The following is a 24,018-nucleotide window of genomic DNA, read 5'->3' as shown; positions in this document are numbered from 1 at the left end:
CCTGCCTGGGTGCCGTCACCGGTTGCGCTCCGCAGGCAGTGAGCAGCAGTCTGCCGGCTGCACCGAGCGAGCCGACCCTCTCACCGACCAGCGAGGCACCCGCGACGCCGAGCGTGCCCGCGGCGACCGTGGACGAGGCGAAGATACCTTGGGGATCGCCGGCCGGCGGTGGCGGCGTGAGTGTTGTGGCCCGGTCCGGCCCGATGACCTTCTACCCGGCGACCTCCGACCCGGTTCGTGAGGTGACGATCGAACTTGAGGAGACCTACACCGAGATCGCACGTCTGGGCGCGCCCGAGCAACTGGACAACCACCCCGCTGCCGCCGTGCTGCTGGTGCATTGCAGCAAGGCGTCCGGCGGGCTCGCCGAGGCAACTCAGGTCCTGCTGTGGAAGTTGGTCGCCGCGGACGGGGCCGAGAGCGCCGGGGAGCTTGCTGTGCCGTGGGGTGCCGATATCGATGCGAAACTCATCGGCGCATCGCTGATCGGGTCGGCGATCACCGCTTCGTTCGACTCCAACCGGCCCAAGCGCTACCGCAGGATCGGAGTATCCGCGGCGGATCGTAGCCGGATCGCCTGGGTGAACGACTCTGATGACGACTCGAATCTCATCGACCCCGGCCTGGTACTGGCCAACTCGCTCGGACAGGCAGTGATGTCGGTGCCTGGCCGCATTCTCGGAATCGATGTCGAAACCGGCCGCCAGATCTGGGCGAAGAAGGTGCCGAAGGGCTCGGGTTCCGTTGTCGCCGAGTCGCGAGGACATGCGGTGGTCAAGCCATATACGCCGGGCCAGTATGGCTACGGAACAGGATTTGCGCTGATCAGCAAGGACGACGGCGCAATCGTCACGCGGTACCAGTCGAATTCCATCGTGATCGACGGCGCCAAGGAATGGGCGCTCATCAGCTACCCGGTGATCGAGCCGGGCTCGGCCAACGAGGCGATGCCGAACTCCGCGGCGCCGGCGCTGGAGGTCGTTGACCTCAAGACCGGAAGGCCGGTCTTCGTGCTCAGTAAGGCGGCCGCCAAGGGCCTTCGGGGAAACGTACTCGCGATCGGTGCTTTCGACGGACACGCACTTGTCACTGTCAAGGACGGCGTGCGCCCAGTTCTCGCCGAGAGCGGCCAACCGGATCCGGAGGCGCCCACGTTCCCACCCGGAACGTTCCGCCTGAGCAACGTCGTGGTGGCTTCTCGTGCCCGGTGGGCGCTATTGGGTTCCACGAACGGCTACGGCCGATTCGAGACTTGGGGTGGCCAGCCCGACTTTAGCGGAATCGTTCGCGGGGATTCGCTGACCGCCAGCGATATTCCGGAACTGGAAGCCTACAGCTGACCTCGATTGACGGTACGCGAACAGGCGTTTCGAGCCAGATAACTGAGCATTGAAGGAGTGGAGCGGAAATGACGAACGGGTACGACAGCAGCCCGGCGCATGCTGACGAAGATTCGTCGCGGCGCGAGACGGCCTGGGTCGCCGTCCATGATCCGAGCACCTCAAGTGCCCGCCTTGCCGATGTCGCCGGGCGCTACCCCGAGTTCGCCGCGGCCATCGTCGGCCATCCGAACTGCTATCCAGAGTTGGCCGCCTGGGCACGCAGTAGTGGGCTGCTGGAGACGGCAGTCGCAACGCCCGAACCGGCTGCGGTCAGCTCCGCTCCTGAGACGGCTCCCGTCCCGGCCGCAGCGCAGCCACCGTCGCAGCCCGGGTGGGCTGTGAGCGAGCCGCGGGTGATTCCACCGATGGCCGTCGCCGGTCGCGCGGCGGCGCCGGCTTTCGTGCCAGTGGCCGGCGCGTCCGGACTGAGCGGGCGGGATCTCAAGACGGTGCTGCTGTTCGGACTGCTCGGCGGCGTCGCGGTCGGGGTTGTCGTCAACATCTGGTACTGGTTGCTGGACAACCCGTTGGACCGGCTGCTGCCCGAGTACCCCGACGCCATGGGCGTCCGAGCGGTTCTCTACGCGGGAGTGCTCGCGGTGCTCATCACGACGCATGCATTGTTCGTCGGCCTGATCGTTCGCAAGCCGGGAGCAATTCTCGCGACGCTCGCTTTGACCCTCGCGACCTTCTTTCCGATCGATTGGCTGGCGACGGCAATGCGATACCCGGGCTACGGATCGGCCAGCCTGCTGGAGAGCCTCGGTAGGCTGCTGCTCTATGTCGGATGCGGGGCCATCCTCGTCGGAATCGCCGGAGAGCTTCTGAGACTCGTCACGGTCAGGTCGCCTGGCTCGATTCTCAGTAGTGCCAGCATCGGCCTCGCGGTGCCTGCGGGATGGACGCTCGGTTTCATCGTCCAGCTGCTGGCTGGAGATGGCTGGCCGGCCGGCTTCGGGCCGCTCGACTGGGCAATCTGGCTCATCGGTCTCGGTATCGCGGGCTTCGTGTTCTCGGGTCTGCTCCCCGCTGCGGCCGCCGTGAGGTGGGCCGCGACGGCGGACGGCAGCATCCAGGCACCGCCGACCTTCAGGCCGACTCCGAGCTTCAGTGCTGCCGTTCCTGCGCCGGTCGGACCACCTTCGTTGAGTGGTGTGCCGCACCCGGTTGGGCCGCCCGGGGCCGACGGACTGTACGAGCACCCGAAAGCAACTCAGGTTCTCATGTTCGCCCTCATCGGGATGTTCGTTTTCGCGCCGCTTGCCATCGCCGCCTGGGTGACCGGCGCGAAGGCAAAGGCCGAGATGGCGGCGAACCCCGGTCTGTACCGGCCGTCGTCGAGCCTTCAGGTCGGGTACGTGTTGGGGATCATCGGCACCGTGATCTGGGTGACGGGAATAGTGGCTCTCATCGCCTTGCTCGGTTGGCTCTGGTCTATGCGCTGAAGCATGCCACCGGCAGCTCCGCCACCGTCAACGCTCGTTCACCGGCGCCTGGTGGAGCCCAGCGGACGTTGCGGGCGTCCGTCATCGGTCGAGCCCAGACCACCCTGGCAGGACGGGCAGTAGAACATGGTCCGCTCCCGAGTAGGCGGACCGATCATCGCCACCCGGACGCCTCCGCCGCAGCGACGGCAGGGCAGACCGGAGCGGCCGTGCACCCAACTGTTCTCGCCGCGCCGGGTGCTTCCGGTGGTGGACTGGACGGCGTGCCGGCGGCCATTGTCGAGTAGCCGGTGTGCTCGTTCGACCAGCCTCGCCACCCGGGCGTCGGTGAGTTCGGCGGTCGGCGTCCAGGGATTGAGTCGTTCGAGGAATAGCGTCTCCGCCGCGTACAGCGTGCCGACGCCGGCAAGCTTGGTCTGGTCGAGCAGCGCCGCGCCGATCGTGGTTCCGGCGGCGGCGAGGTTCGCGGCAGCGCGGGCCGGGTCCCAGTCCGGACCGAGGACGTCGGGGCCGAGGTGGCCGACCAGGGCTTGTTCGTCGTCGGTGCGGACGACGTCCAGCATGCCGAGCCGCTGACCCAGCCCCGCCCAGCGGGCGGTGCTGAGGAACGCCCGGGTCTGGGCGTTGGGCCGGGCGCTGGCCGCGTCCGCGATCAGCCACTGGCCCTCCATCCGCAGGTGCGAATGGATGGTGTCGCCGGAGGCGAGGCGGTGCAGCAGGTGCTTGCCTCGGCTGACCACCTGGAGCGTGGTGGCTCCGGTGAAATCGAGGGTGGCGAGGCTGGGCCAGCGGAGGTCGCTGCGAGTCAACTCCGCTCCGGCGAACGCCTGGTTGAGCCGCTGCGCGGTGCGCCAGACGGTGTCACCTTCGGGCATGTCCTCCTCCTAGCGGCGCAGCCGCAGACCCTGCGGCGTCAGCCGGAAACCTGCCGCGGCTAGGGCTTGCGCCAGCGCATGGTCGGAGCCCAGGACATCGGCACCGTCGATCTTGGCCACCGTCAGCCGTCCGAGAACACCACCGTGCACCGCCTCGGCGAGGGCGGCCGCGGCCGCCGCCAGCCGTCCGGCGTCGTCGGTGAAGGAGAGCAGCGTGCGTCCGCCCCGTTCGATATAGAGGCTGAGGTTGCCGTCGCTGAGCACGACCAGGGCGCCGGCCTTGCGCCCGGGCTGATGCCTGCTGCCTTCGGCGCGGGCGGGCCACGGGAGCGCGGCGCCGTAGGGGCTGGCCGGGTCGGTGGCGGCGAGTACCAGCGCGTCGGGTAGCTCTTTCGCCTCGCGCAGCAGGTCGATGGCGTGCCGGTCGCTGAACTGGGCGGCACCGAGCCCCTCGACGAAGTAGCCGCGGCGTACCTGGCCGGCCTCCTCAAAGGCGCTGAACACCCGGTAGGCACCGGCGAAACCGCCGGTGACTTCCTCGTTCGCGACGCTGCCGCGGGTGACCACGCCGTAGCGGTCCAGCAGTACCTCGGCCCTGGTCGCGGCCAGCACCGTGGGGTCGGTTTCGACCGCCGGCAGCAATGCCCACCGTCCGGACGCCTCAGGCGGTCCGGACGCCCGGGGCAACGGTCCGCGCGGCAGCGGACGGCGGCCGAATCGGCCCCGAGCAGGCGCAGAGCGGGTCTTCAGACTGGCTCGGCCGCCACCCAACAACGCCCGCAGCGGAGCCAGGGTGTCGTTGCTGACCTGGCCGGCCCAGACCAGCTGCCACAGCGCCTCGGACAGCTCGGTATCGGCGACCCCGACGCGTTCGGAGAGGGTGCGGAACAGGTAGCTGCCGCCGCCGGCCAGCGCGCCGAGGATCCGCTCGGCCAGCTCCCCGGTCACCTCGGTGGGCTGATGCATGGTGAGCGGGGCAGTCTCGGCCGGGTGCAGGCTGATCCAGCCGTCGGTGCCGGCCAGCGCCCCCGCCCCCTGCCAAACCACCTCGCCGCCAGCCAGCAGTTCGTCGAGCATCGCCGGCCGGTAGTCGCGGACCCGTGCCGGCAGCACCAGGGACTCCAGCGAACTCGCCGGCACCGGGTAACCGGCCAGCTGCTGGATCGCGGACAGCACCCCAGGGGTGCCCGTCAGCGGCGCCGCGACGCCCTGCCAGTGAGTCAGGAAGCGAGCGAACTGGTGTGGCGGCACCGGCTCGACGGCATTCCGCAGCGCCGCCAGGGAACGGCGTCTGAGCACCCGGAGTACGCCGGGATCGCAATAGCTGAGTCCACCTCCGCTTCGGGTTGAGGTTGTCGAAAGCGGGGTCTCCGCAAGCTCAACCAGCGGTGTCTCGACCGACGGCGGCAGCCAGCCGGGCGGCCGCAGATCGCCCTCGACGAGCCGTCCGTCGGCGACCAGGCGGCGCAGCACCGAGTGCACCACGGCCGGCCCGAGGCCGAGCCATCCGGCCACCTCGGCGGCCAGGAACGGCGCGTGCCCGCGGGACCAGCGCAGCATCAGGTCGCCCAGCGGGTCGGGCACCGGCGCACGATGCACCTCGGGCACCCCGACCGGCACACTGACGCCCAGCGCATCGATCAGCCGTCCGGCGTCCTCCACGGCCGCCCACCGGGTGCCGCCGCCGATCCGCACCTCGATGATCCGGCGCTGCTCGGTCAACCCGATCAGCCACTCCGGGACACTGCCGGGTTCGGTGCTGCGAGCCCGTATACCGGGCAGGTCGAGCGGCCCGAGGACGCGGATCACGTCGGCGAGGTCTTCAGCGTCACGTGCCCGGCGTCCCTCGACCAGGTGCTGCAGCTCGGATTCGGTCCGGGTCAGCGACTCGGGATCGAGCAGGTCGGCCAGCGCCAAACCGTCGGAGGTGCCCAGCAGGTCGGCCAGCAGCGCCGGGTCGAGGGTGAGCGCGGCAGCCCGCCGCTCGGCCAGCGGCGAGTCGCCCTCGTAGAGGAACTGCGCCACGTAGCCGAACAGCAACGACCCGGCGAACGGGGACGGACGCGGCGTGGTCACCTCCACGGTGCGCACCTGTCGGGTCGCGATCGCGCGCATCAACTCGACCAGCGCGGGGACGTCGAAGACGTCTTGGACGCACTCGCGCACGGCCTCGAGGACGATCGGGAAGTCCGGGTACTCCGAGGCCACCTCAAGCAGCTGCGAGGCCCGCTGACGCTGCTGCCACAAGGCCTGACGCTTGTCCGGACGGCGTTTCGGCAGCAGCAGCGCACGGCCCGCGCACTCCCGGAACCGGCTGGCGAACAGCGCCGAGGAGCCGATCTGCTCGGTGACCAGGCCGGACACCTCATCGGGATCAAGGGTGATGGCGTCCATCAGGTCGGGAACCGGGGTACCCTCCTCGGCCCAGCCGGTGTCGGGTAGCCGCAGCACGATGCCGTCGTCGCCGTGCATGGCCTGGACGTCGACGCCGTGACTCTCGCGCAGGCGGGCGGCGATCGCCAACGCCCACGGCGCATGAACCGGCGCACCGAACGGTGAGTGGATGACCACTCGCCAGTCGCCCAGTTCGTCGCGGAACCGTTCGACCACGATGGTGCGGTCACTGGGCAGGTGCGGGATCGCCTCGCGTTGTTCGGCCAGGTAGTCGACCAGGTTGTCGGCGGCCCAGGCGTCCAGGCCGGCCGTCGTGGCCCGTTGCCGAGCCGCCTCGGGGGACAGGCCACCGAGTTCGCGGACGAACGCGCCCAGCGCTTTGCCCAGTTCGGCCGGGCGGCCCAGCGTGTCGCCCTTCCAGAACGGCAGCCGTCCGGGCTCGCCGGGCGCGGGGCTGACCAGTACCTGATCGTGGGTGATGTCCTCGATCCGCCAGGTGGAGGTGCCCAGAGTGATCACGTCGCCGACCCGTGACTCGTAGACCATCTCCTCGTCGAGTTCGCCGACCCGGCGTCCGACGCCCTCGCCGGCGACGAAGACTCCGAACATGCCGCGGTCGGGAATGGTGCCGCCCGAGGTGACCGCCAACCGTTGCGCGCCACGGCGTCCGGTCAAGGTATCGGTGCTGCGGTCCCAGACCAGCCGCGGTCGCAGCTCGGCGAACGCCTCGGACGGGTAGCGCCCGGCCAGCATGTCGAGCACCGAATCCAGCACCGGCCGGGTCAGTCCGCTGAACGGCGCGGCTCGGCGAACCAGCGCCTCCAGTTCGGGCACCGTGATCGAGTCGAGGGCGCAGATGGCGACGATCTGCTGGGCGAGCACGTCGAGCGGATTGGACGGCACCCGCAACTGCTCGATGGCGCCGGCCCGCATCCGTTCGGTGATCACCGCGGTCTGCACCAGGTCGCCGCGGAACTTCGGGAACAGCACGCCGCGCGAGGTCGCGCCCACCTGATGACCGGCGCGTCCGACCCGTTGCAGCCCGGACGCCACCGACGGCGGCGCCTCAACCTGCACCACCAGGTCGACCGCCCCCATGTCGATGCCGAGCTCCAGCGACGAGGTGGCGACCACGGCGGGCAGCCGTCCGGCCTTGAGGTCGTCCTCGGTCTGGGCCCGCTGCTCCTTGCTGACCGAGCCATGGTGGGCTCGGGCGAGTAGTGGCGGGGCACCCTGGGACTGACCGGACTGGGCCATGATCTCCGCCGGCGCCCGAGTCCGGTGGTCGAGCTTGTCGAGACCCAGCGAGGATCGCTCGGCCCAGATCTCGTTCAGCCGAGCGGTCAGCCGTTCGGCCAGTCGGCGCGAGTTGGCGAACACCAACGTGGAGCGATGCGCGGCGACCAGATCGACGATCTTCTCCTCGACGTGCGGCCAGATCGAGGTGCGCCGCGGATCGCCGGCAGCCGGGCCGGACAGATCGTCGGTGACCTCGCCGAGCGCGGCCAGGTCGGGCACCGGGACCACCACCGAAAGGTCCCAGGTCTTCTCACTCGGCGGGTTGACGATGCTGACCGGACGTCCACCGGCCAGAAATCGACCCACCTCCTCGATCGGCCGGACCGTCGCGGAGAGCCCGACCCGCTGCGCGGGGCGTTCCAGCAGGGCGTCCAGGCGTTCCAGGGAGAGCGCCAGGTGGGCGCCGCGTTTGCCGCCGGCCAGGGCGTGGATCTCGTCGACGATCACCGTCTGGATATTGGTGAGGGTCTCTCGGGCGGCCGAGGTGAGCAGCAGAAACAGCGACTCCGGCGTGGTGATCAAGATGTCGGACGGCTCGCGCGCGAAACTGCGGCGCTGGTCGGCAGGGGTGTCGCCAGAGCGCACCGCCACCGTGATCTGCGGCGGCTCCACCCCTAGCCGGACGGCCTCGTGACGGATCCCGACCAGCGGTGAACGCAGGTTGCGTTCGACGTCGACGGCCAATGCCTTCAGCGGGGAGATGTACAGGACGCGGCAGCGTTTCAGCTTCTCAGGAGCCGGTTCGGTGGCCAACCGGTCGAGCGCCCAGAGGAACGCCGACAACGTCTTGCCCGACCCGGTGGGGGCCACCACCAGGGTGTGCTGACCAGAACTGATCGATTCCCAGGCCCCTGCCTGGGCGGCGGTGGGCGCGGAGAAGCTGCCCCGGAACCAGCTCGCGGTGGCCGGGGAGAACCGGTCGAGAACGTCGTCTGCCATGACGCGGACCACAATGCCACGCCGCACTGACAGTGCCTCACCGAAACTGTCAGACCCCGCTCGTAGCGTTCTGCCATGAGTCGCGGAAGTCAGACCAAGCGGGCCACCCGAGCCAAGGAACGGGCCCGGCAGCGGGCGCGTGAGAAGCAGCAGGCGTCGCGGTCCAACGGTCCGTCCAGCCCGTTCCCGGGGTTTTTCGGCAGCGCCTTCCGCGAGCCCCGGCAACCGGACCCGCGGCCACGTGGCGCCGCCGAGATCCTGGCGGATGCGCGCTACGGCACCTCGATCACGCAGCTCCTCGCGGAGGCGACCACCATCGATCCGGCCAGGTTCTATGCCGACGCCGAACCGATCCTGGTCGGTTGGGTGCGGGAGTTGTACGGCAGCGGCTGGCAACCGACCGAGTTGATTCGGGTCACGCGGATGCGGGCAAAAGTGGTCGGTGCCGACCTGATTCGCCTAGTCATCGCCGCGGAGAGGGATTCGCGGCACGACCCGACGCTGCACGATCCGCAGTGGATTCTGCAGTGGGACGCAGCCGAGCTGCCTCGACAGCCGCCGGACCGTGGCTGGATCACGAGTTGGGCTCGCTGGGCACACGACGAAGCCCTCCGGAGGATTATGTTGCTCGCTGCGGTGCTGGGCCGGCTCCCTGAGTTGGAGCAGCTGCTGGCGCCGCCGTCCGGCGTGCGCGTCCGGCGTCCGCTGGTGGGCCGGTCCGCCACCGCGGCGTCCGCGAACCCGATTCTTGAGCGCGTCCGTGCGCTGCTGGCCAAGGCGGAATCGACCGAGCACGAGTCCGAGGCGATGGCGTTCACGGCCAAAGCTCAAGAGCTGATGACCAAGCACGCCATCGAACAGGCGATGATCGACGAGGCCGGCGCGGCGGAGAGCTCTCCGGGCATGATCCGGATTCCGCTCGACGCACCCTACGCCGATGCCAAGGCGCTGCTGTTGCAGACGATCGCCGAGCACACCCGATGCCGAAGTCTCTTCCTCGCCGAGCTGGCTCTGTCCCATGTGATCGGCTACAGCGACGACTTGGAGGCGGTCGAACTGCTGTTCACCTCGCTGCTGGTGCAGGCGCAGCGAGGGTTGGCCGAGGCCAGCGCCACCGCTCCGGCGGGCGCCCGCACCCGGTCGCAGGCGTTCCGCTCCGCCTTCCTGCTCGGATTCACCGGACGGATCGGTGAGCGACTGGAGGAGGTGCGCCGGGTCGCCTACGCGGGGGCCGATGCGAAAGGCTTCCTGCCCGTGCTCCGCTCCCGGGACGCCCGGATCGACGAGTTCGTGGCCGACCGGTTCCAAGCCACCACTTCGGAACGGGTCCGCGGTGGCTACGACTCAGCCGGCTACGCGAGCGGCCGGATGGCCGGCGATGCGGCAGCCTTCGCCTCCGGCGACCTCACGTCCAAGTCGAGATCGACCACCTGAACCGAAGAGGTTCCTCAAGTAACGGCGATAAGTGCTCGCAGGACGGCCGCTAGATTACGGTCGCGGTTGAATCCGCGAGCCTCGATCAACTCGACTGCTTGACCGGCGATCTGTAGGTCCTCCGGAGAGGCAGCAGCTGCGAGGAGTCGTAGGTCGGCAGCGTCCTGCGGCCGGTGGAAGTCATCTCGCGCCAACAACTTGAGCGCAATGAGGTGTCCAGTGGTGGCGATCGGCAGTGTCAGGCCGGGAACGATTTCGAGGTGCTCGGCGGCGTCCGTGATCTCCCGCTCGATTCCCGAACTTGCGAAAAGCAGATCCACCACGATGTCGCTGTTGCCGATCAGCGGCGCCACCATTCGTACGGTGGCCAGCCGATCCGTGAGGGTTTGCTCGACCATCGTGATCAATCCGTAGCCAGCGTCCATCAGCGACCTGACGAGCGCCTCGGCGGCAGCGTCGTCGTCGACGGCCAGCGCGAGGTCGACGTCGCGGGTGAATCGCGGTTCGGTGCGAGCGGAGACAGCGAATCCGCCGATCAGGGCCCACCGCGCGCCGCGTGCCTCCAAGTCATCGGAAGCGCGGCGCAGAGCGGCTTCGAGTTCGTTCATCCGAATCGATGCGCGGGCCGGCCTTCGGCGTCACCCAGGGGTGCGCCGGGCCGGTCGAGGTGCCAAGCGCTGACCAACGCGTCAATCTCAGAATCGCTCGCGTCAGGGTGCTCGCGGCGCATCCGGGTGCGATACATCCGTTCACCGAACTCGTACATCGTGAACACGGTCCGGATCCGCTGTGCCGCGTCCGCATCGCTCATGGCGACAGGCTACGTCGAACTACGGCAAATCTGGTGGTCGGAAACCCGACGCTGGACTCAGGATCGCTTGAGCGCCATTGCTCAAGCGATGAGGTCACGCTGGCCCACAGAGATGGATTCTGGCGGGAAGACGGGTGAATTCATCCCGAGTTTTCAGGTAGCGCTGGCAGCACCAACTTGAGGGAAGAACGTCGTCCCGTTCGGCCCTAGGCTGTCCGGGTGACCACCAGGATGTTCCTGCATCGTGTCTCGATCCGGCCGCGCCATCTGCAGCCGTGGCTGCAGCTGTGGCCCGCCGAGGTCGCATTGCGCAGCCGAAACGGCTTCACCACGCACCAGGCCTACCTGCAGGAGAACGCCGAACCGAAGCTGACCTGGCTGTACTCCCCATCCGCGTCCGGACGCCGCCGAGGCGGAGTGGGCAGCCGACCCCGACGTCCGCGCACACCGCGCCGCGGCGTCACCGCACGTCTTCGGGAATCTGCTGGTCCGACCGGTGCGAGTGGAGTTGCTGCCGGAACTCCCTGAGCTGCCCGGCCGGACGGTCTGCATGCGGCGCTACTCGATCGTCGGTGACTGGACGGCCTTTCTGGCGATCTGGCGCCGCATCGTGCTGGTGCGCGAGCGGTATGGTTTCCGCTGCCTGTTCGCGGTCGCCGACGAACCGAAGGACCAGTTCACCTGGGCGTTCGACTTTCCCGGCGGCTGGGATGAGTTCACCGAGGTACAGCGGCCCTACTATGCCGATCCCGAACGGGTGGCGCTGCGCGGGGTCTTCGACTACATGGCCGACTACATCCTCGACCCGGCTCGCCGCCTGACCGTCGGCGGGCCGGGCGTCAGCGGGTGAAGGTGTACCGCGAACCGAGCAGCCACATCACGACCGCGAGGACGACGGTGGCGGCCAGCTGTGCCGGGTACAGCAGCCCGATCGGTACCCACGCCGGCGCCGTCAGCACCGCGAACGCGGCGCCCAACAACGTCACCAACGGGATCGCCACCCGGAGCACCTGCAGTGCGACGGCATAGCCGCGGTCGCGCCGTCCGAGCCGTTGCAGCAGAGCGGTACACAGGCAGAACACGAACGCCAGGACGGCCAGCCGCAACCCCACATCGGCCAGGACACTCACCGCTGCCAGCGGTGAGATGAACAGGACGAGTTCCAGGACCAGCGCCGTGATCGCCAGGTTGCGTGCCCAGACGAACCATTTGTCCACGTCGATCAGCTGGTTCATGCCCATGGCGGCCAGCACCCAGCCGACCAGGTCGAGCGACAGCATCACCGAACCGAGACGGATCTCGACCAGGACAAGCACCAACCCGAGGGCGGCGAGACGAAGCGGCGGCATGCCGCCAGGGTAGCGGGGTCAGCTCTGCGGAATGTGCCGCCGCACGTCCGGCTTCTCCGACGGTCCGGGCTCGACCGGCGTGACCCATGGTCCGTCGTCACCGGGAAGCACGATGCCCTCCTCGACGAACGCGTAGCGGCCGGCCAGCACCTGCTTCGCCGCGGCGTTGTCGGCATCGTCGGTGTTCTCCCACAGTGCGGTGAACAGCGCGCCGATCCGGACCCGCGCCTGCTGGCAGAACAGGTCGGCGAGCTCGACGCCCTCGGGGTGTTCGGTTCGCTGCGCCTTGGCCCGCAGGCAGGCGGCGGTCATTGCGAACAGCTCGGCGCCGATGTCGACCACCCGACCCAGGAACGCCTGCTTGCGTTCCATCGCCCCTTGCCAGCGACCCATCCCGTAGAAGATCGAGCGGGCCAGCTTGCGGGTGGTGCGCTCCAGGTAACGGACGTGGCCGGCCAGCGGGCCGAACTCGGCGAATGAGCTCGGCATCAGCCCTTTGCCGGCCACCAGCGTGGGCAGCCAGCCCGCGTAAAATGCGCCGGCCTTCGCCACCGCCTTGATCTTGTCCTCTCGGGACGCATCCGGGTCGATGATGTCGCCGGCGACGGCCAGGTGGGCGTCCACCGCCTCGCGGGCGATCAGCAGGTGCATGATCTCGGTGGAGCCCTCGAAGATCCGCATGATCCGCAGATCGCGCAGCACCTGTTCGGCCTCGATCCCGCGTTCGCCGCGGGCGCGCTGCGAGGCGGCGGTCTCGAACCCGCGTCCGCCCCGGATCTGAACCAACTCGTCGGCGATCGTCCAGGCCTTCTCGGACGCGTACAGCTTCAGCAGGGCTGCTTCGATCCGGATGTCGTTGGCGTCGTCGTCGGCCAGCAGGCAGCATAACTCGAGCGCCGACTCCAGCCCGTAGCTGGTGGCCGCGATGAACGCGATCTTGCCGGCGAGCGCCTCGTGCCGTCCGACCGGACGCCCCCACTGCACCCGTTCGGACGCCCAGCCGCGAGCCACGTTCAGGCACCACTTGGTCGCGCTCACGCACATCGCCGGCAGCGATAGCCGTCCGGTGTTCAGCGTTGTCAAAGCGATCTTCAGGCCGCGTCCCTCGCCGCCGAGCACGTTCTCGGCGGGCACGAAGACATCGTGGAACCGGGTCACCGAATTCTCGATGCCGCGCAGCCCCATGAACGCGTTCCGGCTCTCCACCGTGATGCCCGGGGAATCGGCCTCGACGACGAACGCGGTGACCCCGCCGCGGCGTCCCTCGCTCGCCGCGACCCGGGCCATCACCACGAGCAGGGACGCGATGGTGCCGTTGGTGGCCCACAGCTTGACGCCGTTGAGCAGGTAGCCGCCTTCCACCGGGGTCGCGGCGCAGGCCAGCCGCGCCGGGTCGGAGCCGACGTCCGGTTCGGTCAGCAGGAACGCCGACACCTCGCCGCCGGCCACCCGGGGCAGGAAGCGCTGCTTCTGCTCCTCCGAGCCGAACATCTTCACCGGCTGCGGCACGCCGATCGACTGGTGCGCGCTGAGCAACGTCCCCACCGAGGCGTGCGCAGACCCGACCAGGGTGAGCGCCCGGCAGTAGTACAGGTGGGAGAGGCCGAGGCCGCCGTAGCTGGTGGGCAGCTTCATCCCGAACGCGCCCAGCTCGGCCAAGCCGGTGAACACCTCGTCGGGAATGGACGCCTCCGCCTCGATCGCGGCGCCGTCGATGCTCTCGGCGAACGGTCTCAGCCGCTCCAGGAAGGCGTCGCCGGCAGCGATCTGTTCGGGGCTGTTGGACGGCCACGGATCGACCAGGTCGAGCCGCAACCGGCCCAGGAAGAGTTCCTTGCCGAAACTCGGCTTGGTCCATTCGGACTCCCGGGCGGCCTCCGCGACCTTGCGGGCCTCGCGTTCGGTGGGTCCGGTCTGAGTGGGGGACATGCGCACCTCCTGCTGCTGTACCCCGACCGTACTCCGGGGGTGGCAGGCCGCAGCGGGTTCGGTGAGGATGAGGGCATGACCGACCGCGAACGCTTGGCCCTGCGCGCCGAGGAGCCCGGCCGCCTGCCGCCGGGGGCGCCCACCGAGATCGCCGGGGTGGACTTGCCGCTCGGTGTCATCGTGAGCGCCGACCCGAGCTTCGGCGACGACCCGGCCGCACCCACCCAGCGGGCCTGGATGTCGGCGGGCACGCTGGACGACCCGACCGAGTTGTGGTGGCGACTGGCCCGGGTGTTCCCGGAGACCGGACTGTGGCCGCTGGTCACCCAGGAACTGGACGACCCGGTCACCCCCGGGCGGCCATGGAGCGACGGCGAGTTCGCCGACCCGAGCGAGCCGGGCCGCACCGCCGAAGAGTTCTTCGCCGAAGCCCTGGCGGGCCTCGAGTGGCGCTACCCGGCTGGCTTCCCCGGCCTCGCGGACGCCCTACGCAGCGATCCCCAGGGCGTCCGGCTTCCCCGCCTGACGTTGCCCGCCGGAGGGATTCTGCTGGTGCCCACGACGCGTCCGGCGGACGCCTTGTCGCAGCTGGGCTGGCTGGGCGCGATCAATCATCACGGCAGTGCCGACCTGAGCGCGGTGCTCCGGTCCTGGGAGGAGCGATTCGGCACGGTGCCGGTCGTTCTCGGCTTCGACACCCTCGCAACGCTCAGCGAGGCCGTCCCCACCAAAGGCGACGATCTCGACCGCCTGGTCGCCGAGCACTACGCCTTCTGCCCCGACAACATCGATCAGGGCACCGACGATCTGGTCGCGTATGGCGAGCAGATCGCGGGCTCGCCGGTATGGATGTTCTGGTGGGACTAGGCCTCAACGGCGACCACGAAGCGGGCCTCCGCTGAGATTGTCACGTCCGCGCTGTCGCTGAGCCGGGTGACTACCGCATCGTCGGACGCCGAATCCAGGCCGGACAGTGCGGCGCCGCTCGGCACCCGATCGACGCCGACCCGGCTGCCGTCGACGAGCAGGTCGATCTCCGCAACGCGTCCGCGGACCCGGCCGGTGATCGCCCGGGTCTCGTGGTGAGTCTCCTGCCGGACGCCGTTCGCATCAATGAGGTACGCCCAGTCCACAAGGTCGTTGCCGGCGATCTGCCTACCGCAGCACTCGTGTTCCCAGCCGCCGATCTCGATCTCGACGATCACGATCGTCCGGGTTCCTCCGCTGGCTCTGTCTCGGGCTCCGGATCTGGCTCCGGTTCCGGTTCGACGTCCGGATGCTCGGTCACGGTGGGCGCCTGCAGAGGCGGGACGGGATCGACCGTCACCGGCACCACGGCGTCCAGGTTTCCGCCCAGGAACACCGACAGCCAGCGGGTCTTAGGATCGGCGTCGAAGAAGATGCCCTTGCAGAACAGCGTCAACGGGACGGCCAGGATCGCGCCGAGCGGGCCGATGATGATCGACCAGAACACCAACGAGATGAAGGTCGTGGTGATGTTCAAGCCCACCGCGTCGCCAGTCACCTTGGGCTGGATCACCATCGAGGCGATGAAGTTCACCACGACATAGGCGGCCACCATGATCACCATCGTCTGGAAGTCGCGGGCCAGCAGTGCCATCAATGCCGGCGGCACCATCCCAATGATGAATCCGACGTTCGGAATGTAGGCGGTGACGAAAGCCAGAATGCCCCAGGTCACCACGAGCGGAATCTGCAGCCAGGTCAGGATGCCCATATTGATCAGGGCGACGCATACGCCGAAGATCGTGTTGACGATCCAGTACTTGCGGACCCGCCAGGAGAAGTCGAGCAGCGCAGCGGCGAGGTTGGGCCGGACCCGGGCCAGTTTGGCAGCGCCCTCGCTGGTATCGGTGAGGTCGACCGAGACGAACGCGACGAACAGGAACAGCGACCCCAGGAACGTCGCCCAGAAGCCGACCTGGCCCATCACCCCGGTGAGGTAGCCGAGCAGCCGGGTGTAGTCGAAGGTGGTCACCCACTGGGTGATCGTCTCCTGGCTCACCCCCCAGGCCATCAGTTGCGCCGACACCTGGCTGTACAGGGCGTTGAACCGGTCGGCGTAGGCGGGCATCGCGGCCACGAACTGGACGAGTGCCACCGCCACCGCTGACAGGATGGCGAACAGCACCAGGAAGACGACCAGCATGCCGATCAGCGCGCTGACCATCTTCGGCACTCGGCGTCCATTCAGCCAATGCACCAGAGGGCGGACCGTCAGCACCAAGGTCATTGCCAGGAAGACGGGTGCCACCACGTCGCGGACGAAGTAGACGCCGACCAGACAAGCCACGATGGCGGCACCGGCAGAGAGCATCCGGATGCCCTCGGGAGTTCCAGTGCGCTCCGGCACGATCGGCGCTGTCACGCGCCAGAGTCTAGTCAGCTACCCTCGCCGAATGCAGGTCGTCCGGCGGAGTCTCGATCATCCGGACGCGGTCGTGTTGTGTGCGGCGGTTCAGGCCGAGTACCGCACTATCTACGGCGAGGGCGACGAATCGCCGATGCTTGCCAAGCAGTTCGAACCGCCGTCCGGATCGTTCCTGGTGGGCTACCTGGCCGGACGCCCGGTCGCCTCGGCTGCCTGGCGCCGGCTGACACCCGAGCGGGCCGGGTCGCCGATCGCGACCGGCGAACTCAAACGGGTCTATGTGGCGCCCAGCCATCGCGGCCAGGGACTGGCGCAAGCGATGATGCGGGCCGTCGAACTCGATGCGGCAGCCGCCGGGATCGGCCGGTTGGTGCTCGAGACCGGACCGCTGCAACCCGCCGCCGTCGCCCTGTACCGCGGACTCGGCTACTCCGACACCGACGGGACGACCTGGGCCGAATACGCCGACAAGCCCGAGGTGGTGATTCTGGAGTTCCTGCTGCCGCGAGCGTGACCCCCGATCGGGGAGGTCAGGCGGGCCGGTCGATGCCGAACACGGCGTGCAGACCGTCCAGGAACTCGTCACGGCGTCCGGAATCGGCGAGCTGCCGGGCGCGCACCGACGGGCCGTGCAGCAGGACGCCGGCGAAGTGGCGCAGAGCGGCCTCGGCCTTCTCGGCGGTTTCGGTGTCGTAGCGGCGCCGGATGCGGGCCAGCTCGGCCTCCAGTGCGTCGCCGACATGGGTGCGCAGGGCCGCCACCGCCGGGCCGATCGGGCCGGCGTCGTCGGCGTATCCGGACGCCGCCCGGCGGACCAGCGCCTGGGCGTCGTCGGCCACGGCGAGATGGTGCAGCGGGGCGTGCAACTTGATCGCCTCCAGGTCGAGAAGTTCGATCCCGGCCACATCGCCCACCAGCGGGTCAACGTTGCGCGGCAGCCCGAGGTCGATCACCACCCGGCGGCGGGCTGCGGCCTCCGGGTGCCCCACCGGGCACTGGGCGGCGGTATGCGTGGTCACCGGGCAGGTCCCGGTGAACAACTCCGGCACCAGCACCAACTCCGGGTTCGTCGTGCAACACACGATCACATCGGCGATGCTCGCGGCCGCCGCGACGGCGTGCCCGGTGACGGCATGCAGTCCGTGCCGGGCGCAGAACTCCTGGCCGCGGCCGGACGGCGACCACACTGTGATGGCGCTCACCCCTTTGTCGCGCAGGGCCTCCAGGCAGGCCGACGCGTACCGGCCGGTCCCGACCAGCAGCACCCTGGTGCCTGGCCAGTCACTGATCCGGTGCGATGCCAGGTCGAGCGCCAAACGGATCAGGGATGGCCGGGCGGCGCCCAGCCCGGTGCTGTCGCGGACGGCGCGCCGAGTGGCCAGGGCATCGGCGAACACGCGCTGCAACGCCGGGCTGGCTGCCCCGGTGCTCTCGGCATGGTTGAGCGCGCGGCGGACCTGTCCGGCGATCTCCGGCTCGCCGACGACCACCGATTCCAGTCCCGCGGACACCGCGAACAGATGCCGCGCGGCCTCTTCGCCACGCAGGAGGACGAGCGACCCGCGCAACCGCCGGATGGCGTCCAGGGCGGACGGCGCGGCGTCGAGATAGATCTCGAAGCGATTGCAGGTGCTCAGCACGATGCTGCCGGCGATCCCGTCACCGGCCAGCACGGTCTGCACGAGGGCGCGTCCCGCACCCCCGGTCAACTGCTCCAGCGCGGCAAAGTCGTGGGTGCGGTGGCTCGCGGTTAGGCACAACAGCACCGCGCCAGCATAGACCTCACCGACCCGAATAGGGTGCTGGTGTGACCTCGACCGTGCTGCCGGCCACCCATCCGCTCAACTCCGACACCGCGTCGTCGTGGCTGGTGAGTGCCTATCGGGGCGAACGCCCGCCGGTCACCCCGGTCTGGTTCATGCGCCAGGCGGGCCGGTCGCTGCCCGAGTACCGCGAACTCCGGGTGGGACGGCGGATGCTGGACGCCTGCCTGGATCCCGACCTCGCCGCCGAGATCACCCTGCAACCGGTCCGTCGGCACGGCGTGGACGCGGCCGTGTTCTTCTCCGACATCGTGGTGCCGCTGAAACTGGCCGGGGTGCCGGTCGAGATCCAATCCGGCGTCGGGCCGGTGTTTCCGGCGCCGTTGGACACCCCCGAATCGGTCGCGGCCCTGATCGCCGAACATCCGCCCGAGTCACTGGAGACCGCGCTGGAACCGATCCGGGCAGCCGTGGCGAAAACCGTGGCCGGGTTGCGGCTGCTGCAGGGCGCACGCGATCCGCTGATCGGGTTCGCCGGCGCACCGTTCACGCTTGCCGCCTACCTGGTCGCCGGCCGGCCGAGCAAGGACCACCTGGCTGCTCGTTCGATGGTCCACCGACATCCGGACGCCTGGGCGCGCCTGTTGGACTGGTGCGCCGAGCTGTCCGGACGGTTCCTGCGTGCCCAGGTGCTGGCCGGGGCCTCCGCGGTGCAACTGTTCGACTCCTGGGCGGGGTCGCTGCCCGCCGCCATCTACACCGCGCACGTCGCGCCCTCGTCGGCGAAGACCTTCGATGCCGTCCGGGACCTGACCGACGAGGCCGGACGGCGGGTGCCACTGGTGCACTTCGCCGTCGGTGCCGGCGAGCTGTACGGCGTCCTCGACCTGGACGTGGACTGCATCGGGGTGGACTGGCGCACCCCCTTGGACGAGGCGTCGCGGCGGATGCCGTCCGGCCCGGCGGTGCAGGGCAATCTCGACCCGGCGCTGCTCGGGGCACCCTGGCCGGTGCTGCGGGACGCCATCGACGAGGTGCTGCGGCGCGGCGAGGCAGCACCGGGTCACGTGTTCAACCTGGGTCACGGGGTGCCGCCGAGCGCCGATCCCGAGGTGCTCACCCGGATCGTCGACCACGTCCACAGTCGTTGAGAGATGGGTCGATGAAGGTCGTGGTCGTCGGCGCGGGAGCCGGCGGACTGGTGGCCGGCTGGGAACTCGCCCGGGCCGGCTGCGCGGTCACCGTGCTGGAGGCCGGTGAGCGGCCGGGCGGCCTGCTCGGCCGGGTGGAACTGGACGGGCTTGCGCTCGACGTCGGTGCCGAGGGCTATTCGGTGCGCGGCGGTGCGCTGGCTCAACTGTTGACCGACCTCGGGGCGGCGGACTCGATCGTGCGTCCGAACCCGACCGGCGCCTGGCTGCAGACCGCGACGGGGGCACACCCGATCCCGAAACGGCTGGTGTTCGGGATGCCCGCCGATCCCGGGGCGAGCGACGTGTATGCCGTGGTCGGTGATGTGCCGGCGGCCCGCGCGGCCTCCGGAAGCCTGGCCGAGCTGGTCCGGGCCGGGTACGGCCAGCGGGTGCTCGACGACCTGGTGACGCCCCTGGTCGGCGGGGTGTACTCGACATCCCCCGACGAGGTGGCCCTGGCCGACGTGGCGCCGGCGCTGTCCGCCGCGGTCGGGGCCGGGACGCCGCTGCGGCAGGCGGTCACCCGGGCCGCCGACGCGTCCGGCGAGGGCGGCGCCGTGCACGGACTGCGGGGCGGCATGCACACCCTCGCCGAACTGCTGGCTGGGGCGGCGAAACAGGCGGGTGCCGAGTTGTCCGTCGGGGAGCCGGTGGCTGCACTCGGCCGGCGCGCCGGCGGCTGGCGGGTGCGGACGACCCGCCGCGAGTTGGACGCCGAGATCGTCGTGGTGGCGGTGCCGCTGGACGCCGCCGTCCGGCTGCTGGGCGGACCGGTGCTGCCGTCGGCGACCGCGATCGACGTGATCACGATGGTGCTGGACGGCCCAGGCCTGGACGGTGAGGCGCCGCGCGGCACCGGCGTCCTGGTTGGTGCAGGGGTACCGGGGGTGGCTGCCAAAGCACTGACGCACTCCACCGCAAAGTGGCCCTGGCTACGCGAGATGGCCGGCGGACGCGACGTGCTGCGGCTCTCCTACGGACGCCGGGGGCAGCCCCCGCTGACCGCCGGTCTGGGCGTCGAAGAGTTGACCGCGCGGGTCCGGGCGGATGCGTCGGTGTTGCTCGGCCGGGAGCTACCGGAACCGGTCGTAGTCCGACGGACGAGCTGGCCGATTCTGCCTCCTGGAACACCGGGGCTGGCTGATGCCCGAGAATGGTTGACTGGACAGCGAACCGGCGGCCTTGCCCTGGTGGGAGCGGGGATCGCCGGGGTCGGACTGGCCAGCGTGGTGCCACAGGCCCGGGCCGAGGTCGCTCGGGTGATGCAATCGACGAGGAGTGTTGATGAGTGAGCAGGGTCACGACGGTTTCACCGTATGGACGGTGCTGCGACGCGATCCGCTGACCGCGCAGGTCGCGGCCGGCACCGAGCCGCTGGCCGATGCCATCGCCGCGGTCGAGGCAACCGGCATTGTGGTGCGTGGGCTCTACGACGTGAGCGTGATGCGCGCCGACGCCGACCTGATGCTGTGGCTGCACGGCCCGAGTGCCGAGGGCCTGCAGGCCGCGGTGCGGCGGTTGCGGCGCAGTAATGAGCTGGCTCCGCTGGCGCTGACCTGGTCGGCGATGGGCGTGCATCGCGACGCGGAGTTCAACAAGGCGCACGTGCCCGGGTTCTTGCGCGGCGTCGAGCCGCGGGGCTGGCTGTGTGTCTACCCGTTCGTCCGCTCCTACGACTGGTACGTGCTGCCCGACGACGAGCGGAAGGCGATGCTGGCCGAGCACGGCCGCAAGGGTGCGGCGTTCCGCAGTGTGATCGCCAACACGGTCGCCGCCTTCGCCCTCAACGACTACGAGTGGCTGCTGCCGCTGGAATCCGACCGACTCACCGACCTGGTCGACCTGATGCGCGACCTGCGGGCCACCCAGGCCCGGCTGCATGTGCGTGAGGAGATCCCCTTCTTCACCGGACGCCGGATCGGCGCCGACGAGGTCCCGGAGGTGTTGGCATGAGAAGCACGCTGGGCCGCAAGCCGGCCTCGGCCACCGGCGTCCATCTCGATCCGGGCGCGCTGGTGCCCAGCGCGACGCCCGAGGCCGCGTCCGGTCCCGAGCACGTCGAGGTGCCGACCCGCTATGACGCGGTGCTGCTGTCGGGCTTCGGCGGTCCCGAGGGGCAGGACGACGTGATCCCGTTCCTGCGCAATGTGACCCGCGGCCGCGGCATCCCCGACGAGCGGCTGGAGGAAGTGGCCCACCACTACCGGCACTTCGGCGGGGTGTCGCCGATCAACGACCACAACCGCGAGTTGCGCAGCGCACTGGAGGCCAGGCTGGCGCAGCGCGAGCTGCCGCTGCCGGTGATCTGGGGCAACCGCAACTGGGCGCCATACCTCAACGATGCGGTGGACGAGGCGTTCCAGCGCGGCTTTACCCGGCTGCTGGCGATTCCGACCAGCGCCTATTCGTCGTACTCGTCGTGCCGTCAGTACCGCGAGGACTGGGCGGACGCCTTGGAGGACACCGGGCTGGCCGATCAGATCCGGATCGACAAGGTGCGCCCGTTCTTCAACCACCCGGGCTTCGTCGCGCCGTTCGTCGAGGGCGTCCGGGACGCGATCGACACGGCCGCGGCGGACGGCATCGCCGCCTCGGAACTCGAGGTGCTGTTCTGCACCCACTCGATCCCCACCCTGGACGCCGAGCTTTCCGGCGGCGGAAGTGCCTATCCGGCCCAGCACCGCTCGGTCGCGGCGTATGTGATGGCGCAGGCGGCACCCGAGGTGGCCTGGCAGTTGGTCTACCAGTCCCGCTCGGGCCCGCCCAGCCAGCCCTGGCTGGAGCCGGACGTCAACGACGCGATTCAGGAACTGACCGGACGGCGTGGCGTCATCCTGGTGCCACTCGGCTTCGTCAGCGACCACATGGAAGTGATGTGGGACCTGGACACCGAGGCAGTGGAGACCGCTACCGAGGCCGGCTTGTGGGTACGGCGGACGCCGACCCCCGGCGTCCATCCGGCCTTTGTGGACGCCCTGGCGGACCTGGTTGCCGAGCGGATCGAGGGACGTCCGGCTGGACGGCGGGGCGCGGTGACCGCGGAGGGTCCGTGGGTCGACGTGTGCCGTCCGGGATGCTGCGAGAACCGGCGGCTGGGATTCAAGCCGGCTGTCGCGGGCCTGGCTCCCTAGCGGCTGACGCATCAGCCAGCTACGCAATTGTGCCTAGAGCAGCAGGAGGCGCGCCGGGATTAGGGTGCCGTTGACCCAGGGGGGTTGGTGCGCATCGGGGGAGCGCTAAACGGGTTGGCCCAGCGAGGACGATCGAACGCCATGGTCCGGGCGATCGTCCTCGCCCCTCCAGCACGAATCGTCCGGAGCACCGCCGGGCGGGGCTGGTGAGTCCTAAGCTCAGACGTGTGAGCACCCGCATCGAATCCGACAGCATGGGCACCGTCGACGTTGCCTCCGACCGCTACTGGGGGGCGCAGACGCAGCGCAGCCTGGGCAACTTCGACATCGGCCGGGACACCTTCGTCTGGGGACGCCCGATGATCCGGGCGCTGGGCGTGCTGAAGAAGGCAGCGGCGCGGGCGAACGCCGAACTGGGCCAGTTGCCGTCCGATCTCGCGGAACTGATCGTCAAGGCCGCCGACGAGGTGATCGCGGGCAGCCTGGACGATCACTTCCCGCTGGTGGTGTTCCAGACCGGCTCGGGGACGCAGTCGAACATGAACGCCAACGAGGTGATCTCGAACCGCGCGATCGAACTGGCCGGCGGCGAGATGGGGTCGAAGAAGCCGGTGCACCCCAACGATCACGTGAATCGTGGGCAGTCCTCGAACGACACCTTCCCGACCGCGATGCACATCGCCGTGGTCTGCGAGCTCAACGAGCGGCTGTACGCGCCGGTGACCAACTTGCGCGACGTGCTGGCGGCGAAGGCGTCCGCGTACGAGGACGTGATCATGGTCGGCCGCACCCATCTGCAGGACGCCACACCGATCCGGCTCGGTCAGGTGATCGGCAGCTGGGTGGCGCAGCTCGACTTCGCACTGGAGGGCGTATGCGAAGCGGACGTCCGGGCCCGTGGGTTGGCGATCGGCGGCACCGCCGTCGGCACCGGGCTGAACGCGCATCCCGACTTCGGTGCGCTGGCCGCGAAGCGGATCTCGGACGAGACCGGGCTGGAGTTCACCCAGGCCGACAACCTGTTCGCCGCGCTGTCGGCGCACGACGCCCTGGTCGCGGTGAGTGGCGCGCTGCGGGTGCTGGCGGGGGCGCTGATGAAGATCGCCAACGACGTCCGCTGGTACGCGTCCGGGCCGCGCAACGGGATCGGCGAGTTGATCATCCCCGAGAACGAGCCGGGTTCGTCGATCATGCCGGGCAAGGTGAACCCGACCCAATGCGAGGCGATCACCATGGTCGCGACCCGGGTGTTCGGCAACGACGTGACGGTCGGTTTCGCCGGTAGCCAGGGCAACTTCCAACTGAACGTCTACAAGCCGGTGATGGCGCACGCGGTGCTCGAGTCGATCCGGCTGCTCGCGGACGGCTGCCGCTCGTTCCGCGAGCATTGTGCCGAGGGCATCGAGCCGAACCAGGAGCGGATCTCCGCCAATTTGAGTTCGAACCTGATGGTGGTCACCGCGCTGAACCGGCACATCGGCTACGACAAGGCCGCCGCGATGGCCAAGAAGGCGCACAAGCAAGGCATCACCCTGCGCGAGGCCGCGCTGGCGTCCGGTGACCTGACCGGCGAGGAGTTCGACGCCTGGGTGGTGCCGGGGGACATGACACACCCGTCGGCCTGAGTGAACGGGGCTGCGCAAGCCCGGCAGTTCGGGGCCGGCGAACCAACATCCCGCCAC

Annotated in this window: 21 protein-coding genes; 12 read left to right on the top strand and 9 right to left on the bottom strand. The window is 69.6% G+C overall.

Annotation, left to right across the window (positions count from 1 at the left end; all coding sequences use genetic code 11):
- Nucleotides 1-203 precede the first annotated feature (203 nt).
- On the top strand, nt 204-1,340 hold the full coding sequence (locus QM711_RS08690) for a hypothetical protein (RefSeq protein ID WP_415098317.1): 1,137 nt from the start codon (nt 204-206) through the stop codon (nt 1,338-1,340).
- A gap of 68 nt (nt 1,341-1,408) precedes the next feature.
- A complete protein-coding gene (locus QM711_RS08685) occupies nt 1,409-2,827 on the top strand; it encodes a hypothetical protein (protein ID WP_415098315.1) in 1,419 nt (472 codons plus the stop codon).
- A gap of 38 nt (nt 2,828-2,865) precedes the next feature.
- On the opposite strand, the gene QM711_RS08680 is transcribed toward QM711_RS08685, so the two are convergent.
- Together QM711_RS08680 and QM711_RS08675 are read right to left on the bottom strand one after the other, a co-directional pair.
- Nucleotides 2,866-3,702 (bottom strand): DNA-formamidopyrimidine glycosylase family protein, encoded by an 837-nt coding sequence (locus tag QM711_RS08680; RefSeq protein ID WP_415098313.1) that lies wholly within the window; start codon nt 3,700-3,702, stop codon nt 2,866-2,868.
- Nucleotides 3,703-3,711: 9 nt separating this feature from the next.
- Nucleotides 3,712-8,334, bottom strand: a complete 4,623-nt coding sequence (locus tag QM711_RS08675) for an ATP-dependent helicase (RefSeq protein WP_415098311.1) — start codon at nt 8,332-8,334, stop codon at nt 3,712-3,714.
- 75 nt (nt 8,335-8,409) lie between these two features.
- Here QM711_RS08675 and QM711_RS08670 point away from each other — a divergent pair, with 75 nt between their 5' ends.
- Complete coding sequence (locus QM711_RS08670; protein WP_415098309.1) at nt 8,410-9,768, top strand: DUF2786 domain-containing protein; 1,359 nt, start codon at nt 8,410-8,412, stop codon at nt 9,766-9,768.
- Nucleotides 9,769-9,782: 14 nt separating this feature from the next.
- Here QM711_RS08670 and QM711_RS08665 read toward each other — a convergent pair whose 3' ends face one another.
- Nucleotides 9,783-10,376, bottom strand: coding sequence for a nucleotidyl transferase AbiEii/AbiGii toxin family protein (locus QM711_RS08665; protein ID WP_415098307.1), 594 nt, complete (start codon nt 10,374-10,376; stop codon nt 9,783-9,785).
- The gene (locus QM711_RS08660) at nt 10,373-10,579 is read right to left on the bottom strand and encodes a hypothetical protein (RefSeq protein WP_415098305.1); all 207 of its coding nucleotides are present in this window, start codon (nt 10,577-10,579) and stop codon (nt 10,373-10,375) included. The genes QM711_RS08665 and QM711_RS08660 overlap by 4 nt, the downstream gene beginning before the upstream one ends.
- A 219-nt stretch (nt 10,580-10,798) precedes the next feature.
- On the opposite strand from QM711_RS08660, the gene QM711_RS08655 reads away from it, so the two are divergent.
- On the top strand, nt 10,799-11,107 hold the full coding sequence (locus QM711_RS08655; protein ID WP_415098303.1) for a hypothetical protein: 309 nt from the start codon (nt 10,799-10,801) through the stop codon (nt 11,105-11,107).
- Complete coding sequence (locus QM711_RS08650) at nt 11,076-11,429, top strand: hypothetical protein (RefSeq protein ID WP_415098301.1); 354 nt, start codon at nt 11,076-11,078, stop codon at nt 11,427-11,429. Before QM711_RS08655 ends, QM711_RS08650 begins: the two co-directional genes overlap by 32 nt.
- On the opposite strand, the gene QM711_RS08645 is transcribed toward QM711_RS08650, so the two are convergent.
- Both QM711_RS08645 and QM711_RS08640 read right to left on the bottom strand, forming a co-directional pair.
- Nucleotides 11,419-11,928, bottom strand: a complete 510-nt coding sequence (locus tag QM711_RS08645; protein ID WP_415098299.1) for a hypothetical protein — start codon at nt 11,926-11,928, stop codon at nt 11,419-11,421. The two genes, QM711_RS08650 and QM711_RS08645, sit on opposite strands and share 11 nt — an antisense overlap.
- Nucleotides 11,929-11,946: 18 nt before the next feature.
- Nucleotides 11,947-13,857 (bottom strand): acyl-CoA dehydrogenase family protein, encoded by a 1,911-nt coding sequence (locus QM711_RS08640; RefSeq protein ID WP_415098297.1) that lies wholly within the window; start codon nt 13,855-13,857, stop codon nt 11,947-11,949.
- A 75-nt stretch (nt 13,858-13,932) separates the two neighbouring features.
- Here QM711_RS08640 and QM711_RS08635 point away from each other — a divergent pair, with 75 nt between their 5' ends.
- Nucleotides 13,933-14,724 carry a DUF4253 domain-containing protein gene (locus QM711_RS08635; RefSeq protein WP_415098295.1) on the top strand — a complete coding sequence of 264 codons (792 nt, stop codon included), beginning with the start codon at nt 13,933-13,935 and terminating at the stop codon, nt 14,722-14,724.
- On the opposite strand, the gene QM711_RS08630 is transcribed toward QM711_RS08635, so the two are convergent.
- Together QM711_RS08630 and QM711_RS08625 are read right to left on the bottom strand one after the other, a co-directional pair.
- Nucleotides 14,721-15,062: a DUF6578 domain-containing protein gene (locus QM711_RS08630; protein WP_415098293.1), complete on the bottom strand. Its 342-nt coding sequence runs from the start codon at nt 15,060-15,062 to the stop codon at nt 14,721-14,723. The two genes, QM711_RS08635 and QM711_RS08630, sit on opposite strands and share 4 nt — an antisense overlap.
- Nucleotides 15,059-16,246 (bottom strand): AI-2E family transporter, encoded by a 1,188-nt coding sequence (locus QM711_RS08625; protein ID WP_415098291.1) that lies wholly within the window; start codon nt 16,244-16,246, stop codon nt 15,059-15,061. Before QM711_RS08625 ends, QM711_RS08630 begins: the two co-directional genes overlap by 4 nt.
- A 31-nt stretch (nt 16,247-16,277) precedes the next feature.
- Between QM711_RS08625 and QM711_RS08620 the strand changes: the two genes are divergently transcribed.
- A complete protein-coding gene (locus QM711_RS08620) occupies nt 16,278-16,763 on the top strand; it encodes a GNAT family N-acetyltransferase (RefSeq protein WP_415098289.1) in 486 nt (161 codons plus the stop codon).
- 16 nt (nt 16,764-16,779) lie between these two features.
- Here the strand turns inward: QM711_RS08620 and QM711_RS08615 are convergent, their stop codons facing one another.
- Nucleotides 16,780-18,015, bottom strand: a complete 1,236-nt coding sequence (locus tag QM711_RS08615) for a glutamyl-tRNA reductase (RefSeq protein ID WP_415098287.1) — start codon at nt 18,013-18,015, stop codon at nt 16,780-16,782.
- Between the two features lie 41 nt (nt 18,016-18,056).
- Between QM711_RS08615 and hemE the strand changes: the two genes are divergently transcribed.
- The 5 genes from hemE to fumC all read left to right on the top strand — a co-directional run bounded on the left by hemE (nt 18,057) and on the right by fumC (nt 23,961).
- Nucleotides 18,057-19,163, top strand: coding sequence for a uroporphyrinogen decarboxylase (gene hemE, locus QM711_RS08610; RefSeq protein ID WP_415098285.1), 1,107 nt, complete (start codon nt 18,057-18,059; stop codon nt 19,161-19,163).
- Nucleotides 19,164-19,174: 11 nt separating this feature from the next.
- Nucleotides 19,175-20,497 (top strand): protoporphyrinogen/coproporphyrinogen oxidase, encoded by a 1,323-nt coding sequence (locus QM711_RS08605; protein ID WP_415098283.1) that lies wholly within the window; start codon nt 19,175-19,177, stop codon nt 20,495-20,497.
- Nucleotides 20,490-21,158: a hydrogen peroxide-dependent heme synthase gene (gene hemQ, locus QM711_RS08600; protein ID WP_415098281.1), complete on the top strand. Its 669-nt coding sequence runs from the start codon at nt 20,490-20,492 to the stop codon at nt 21,156-21,158. Before QM711_RS08605 ends, hemQ begins: the two co-directional genes overlap by 8 nt.
- Nucleotides 21,155-22,336, top strand: a complete 1,182-nt coding sequence (locus tag QM711_RS08595) for a ferrochelatase (RefSeq protein ID WP_415098279.1) — start codon at nt 21,155-21,157, stop codon at nt 22,334-22,336. Before hemQ ends, QM711_RS08595 begins: the two co-directional genes overlap by 4 nt.
- A gap of 227 nt (nt 22,337-22,563) precedes the next feature.
- Nucleotides 22,564-23,961: a class II fumarate hydratase gene (gene fumC, locus QM711_RS08590; protein ID WP_415098277.1), complete on the top strand. Its 1,398-nt coding sequence runs from the start codon at nt 22,564-22,566 to the stop codon at nt 23,959-23,961.
- Nucleotides 23,962-24,018 lie beyond the last annotated feature (57 nt).

The organism is Micropruina sp., from assembly GCF_047602385.1.
Classification (GTDB): Bacteria; Actinomycetota; Actinomycetes; order Propionibacteriales; family Propionibacteriaceae; genus Micropruina.
Note: the sequence above shows the minus strand (reverse complement) of the source record. Positions and strands in the feature narration are given on the sequence as shown.

Excerpts from the sequence above, each read along its gene's own strand:
- QM711_RS08665 (WP_415098307.1), bottom strand. The coding sequence starts at position 10,376 with ATGAACGAACTCGAAGCCGCTCTGCGCCGCGCTTCCGATGACTTGGAG.
- QM711_RS08680 (WP_415098313.1), bottom strand. The coding sequence starts at position 3,702 with ATGCCCGAAGGTGACACCGTCTGGCGCACCGCGCAGCGGCTCAACCAG.
- QM711_RS08620 (WP_415098289.1), top strand. The coding sequence starts at position 16,278 with ATGCAGGTCGTCCGGCGGAGTCTCGATCATCCGGACGCGGTCGTGTTG.
- QM711_RS08675 (WP_415098311.1), bottom strand. The coding sequence starts at position 8,334 with ATGGCAGACGACGTTCTCGACCGGTTCTCCCCGGCCACCGCGAGCTGG.
- QM711_RS08690 (WP_415098317.1), top strand. The coding sequence starts at position 204 with ATGACCTTCTACCCGGCGACCTCCGACCCGGTTCGTGAGGTGACGATC.
- QM711_RS08660 (WP_415098305.1), bottom strand. The coding sequence starts at position 10,579 with ATGAGCGATGCGGACGCGGCACAGCGGATCCGGACCGTGTTCACGATG.
- QM711_RS08670 (WP_415098309.1), top strand. The coding sequence starts at position 8,410 with ATGAGTCGCGGAAGTCAGACCAAGCGGGCCACCCGAGCCAAGGAACGG.
- QM711_RS08640 (WP_415098297.1), bottom strand. The coding sequence starts at position 13,857 with ATGTCCCCCACTCAGACCGGACCCACCGAACGCGAGGCCCGCAAGGTC.
- QM711_RS08595 (WP_415098279.1), top strand. The coding sequence starts at position 21,155 with ATGAGAAGCACGCTGGGCCGCAAGCCGGCCTCGGCCACCGGCGTCCAT.
- QM711_RS08635 (WP_415098295.1), top strand. The coding sequence starts at position 13,933 with ATGACCGACCGCGAACGCTTGGCCCTGCGCGCCGAGGAGCCCGGCCGC.
- QM711_RS08645 (WP_415098299.1), bottom strand. The coding sequence starts at position 11,928 with ATGCCGCCGCTTCGTCTCGCCGCCCTCGGGTTGGTGCTTGTCCTGGTC.
- QM711_RS08605 (WP_415098283.1), top strand. The coding sequence starts at position 19,175 with ATGAAGGTCGTGGTCGTCGGCGCGGGAGCCGGCGGACTGGTGGCCGGC.
- QM711_RS08685 (WP_415098315.1), top strand. The coding sequence starts at position 1,409 with ATGACGAACGGGTACGACAGCAGCCCGGCGCATGCTGACGAAGATTCG.
- hemQ (WP_415098281.1), top strand. The coding sequence starts at position 20,490 with ATGAGTGAGCAGGGTCACGACGGTTTCACCGTATGGACGGTGCTGCGA.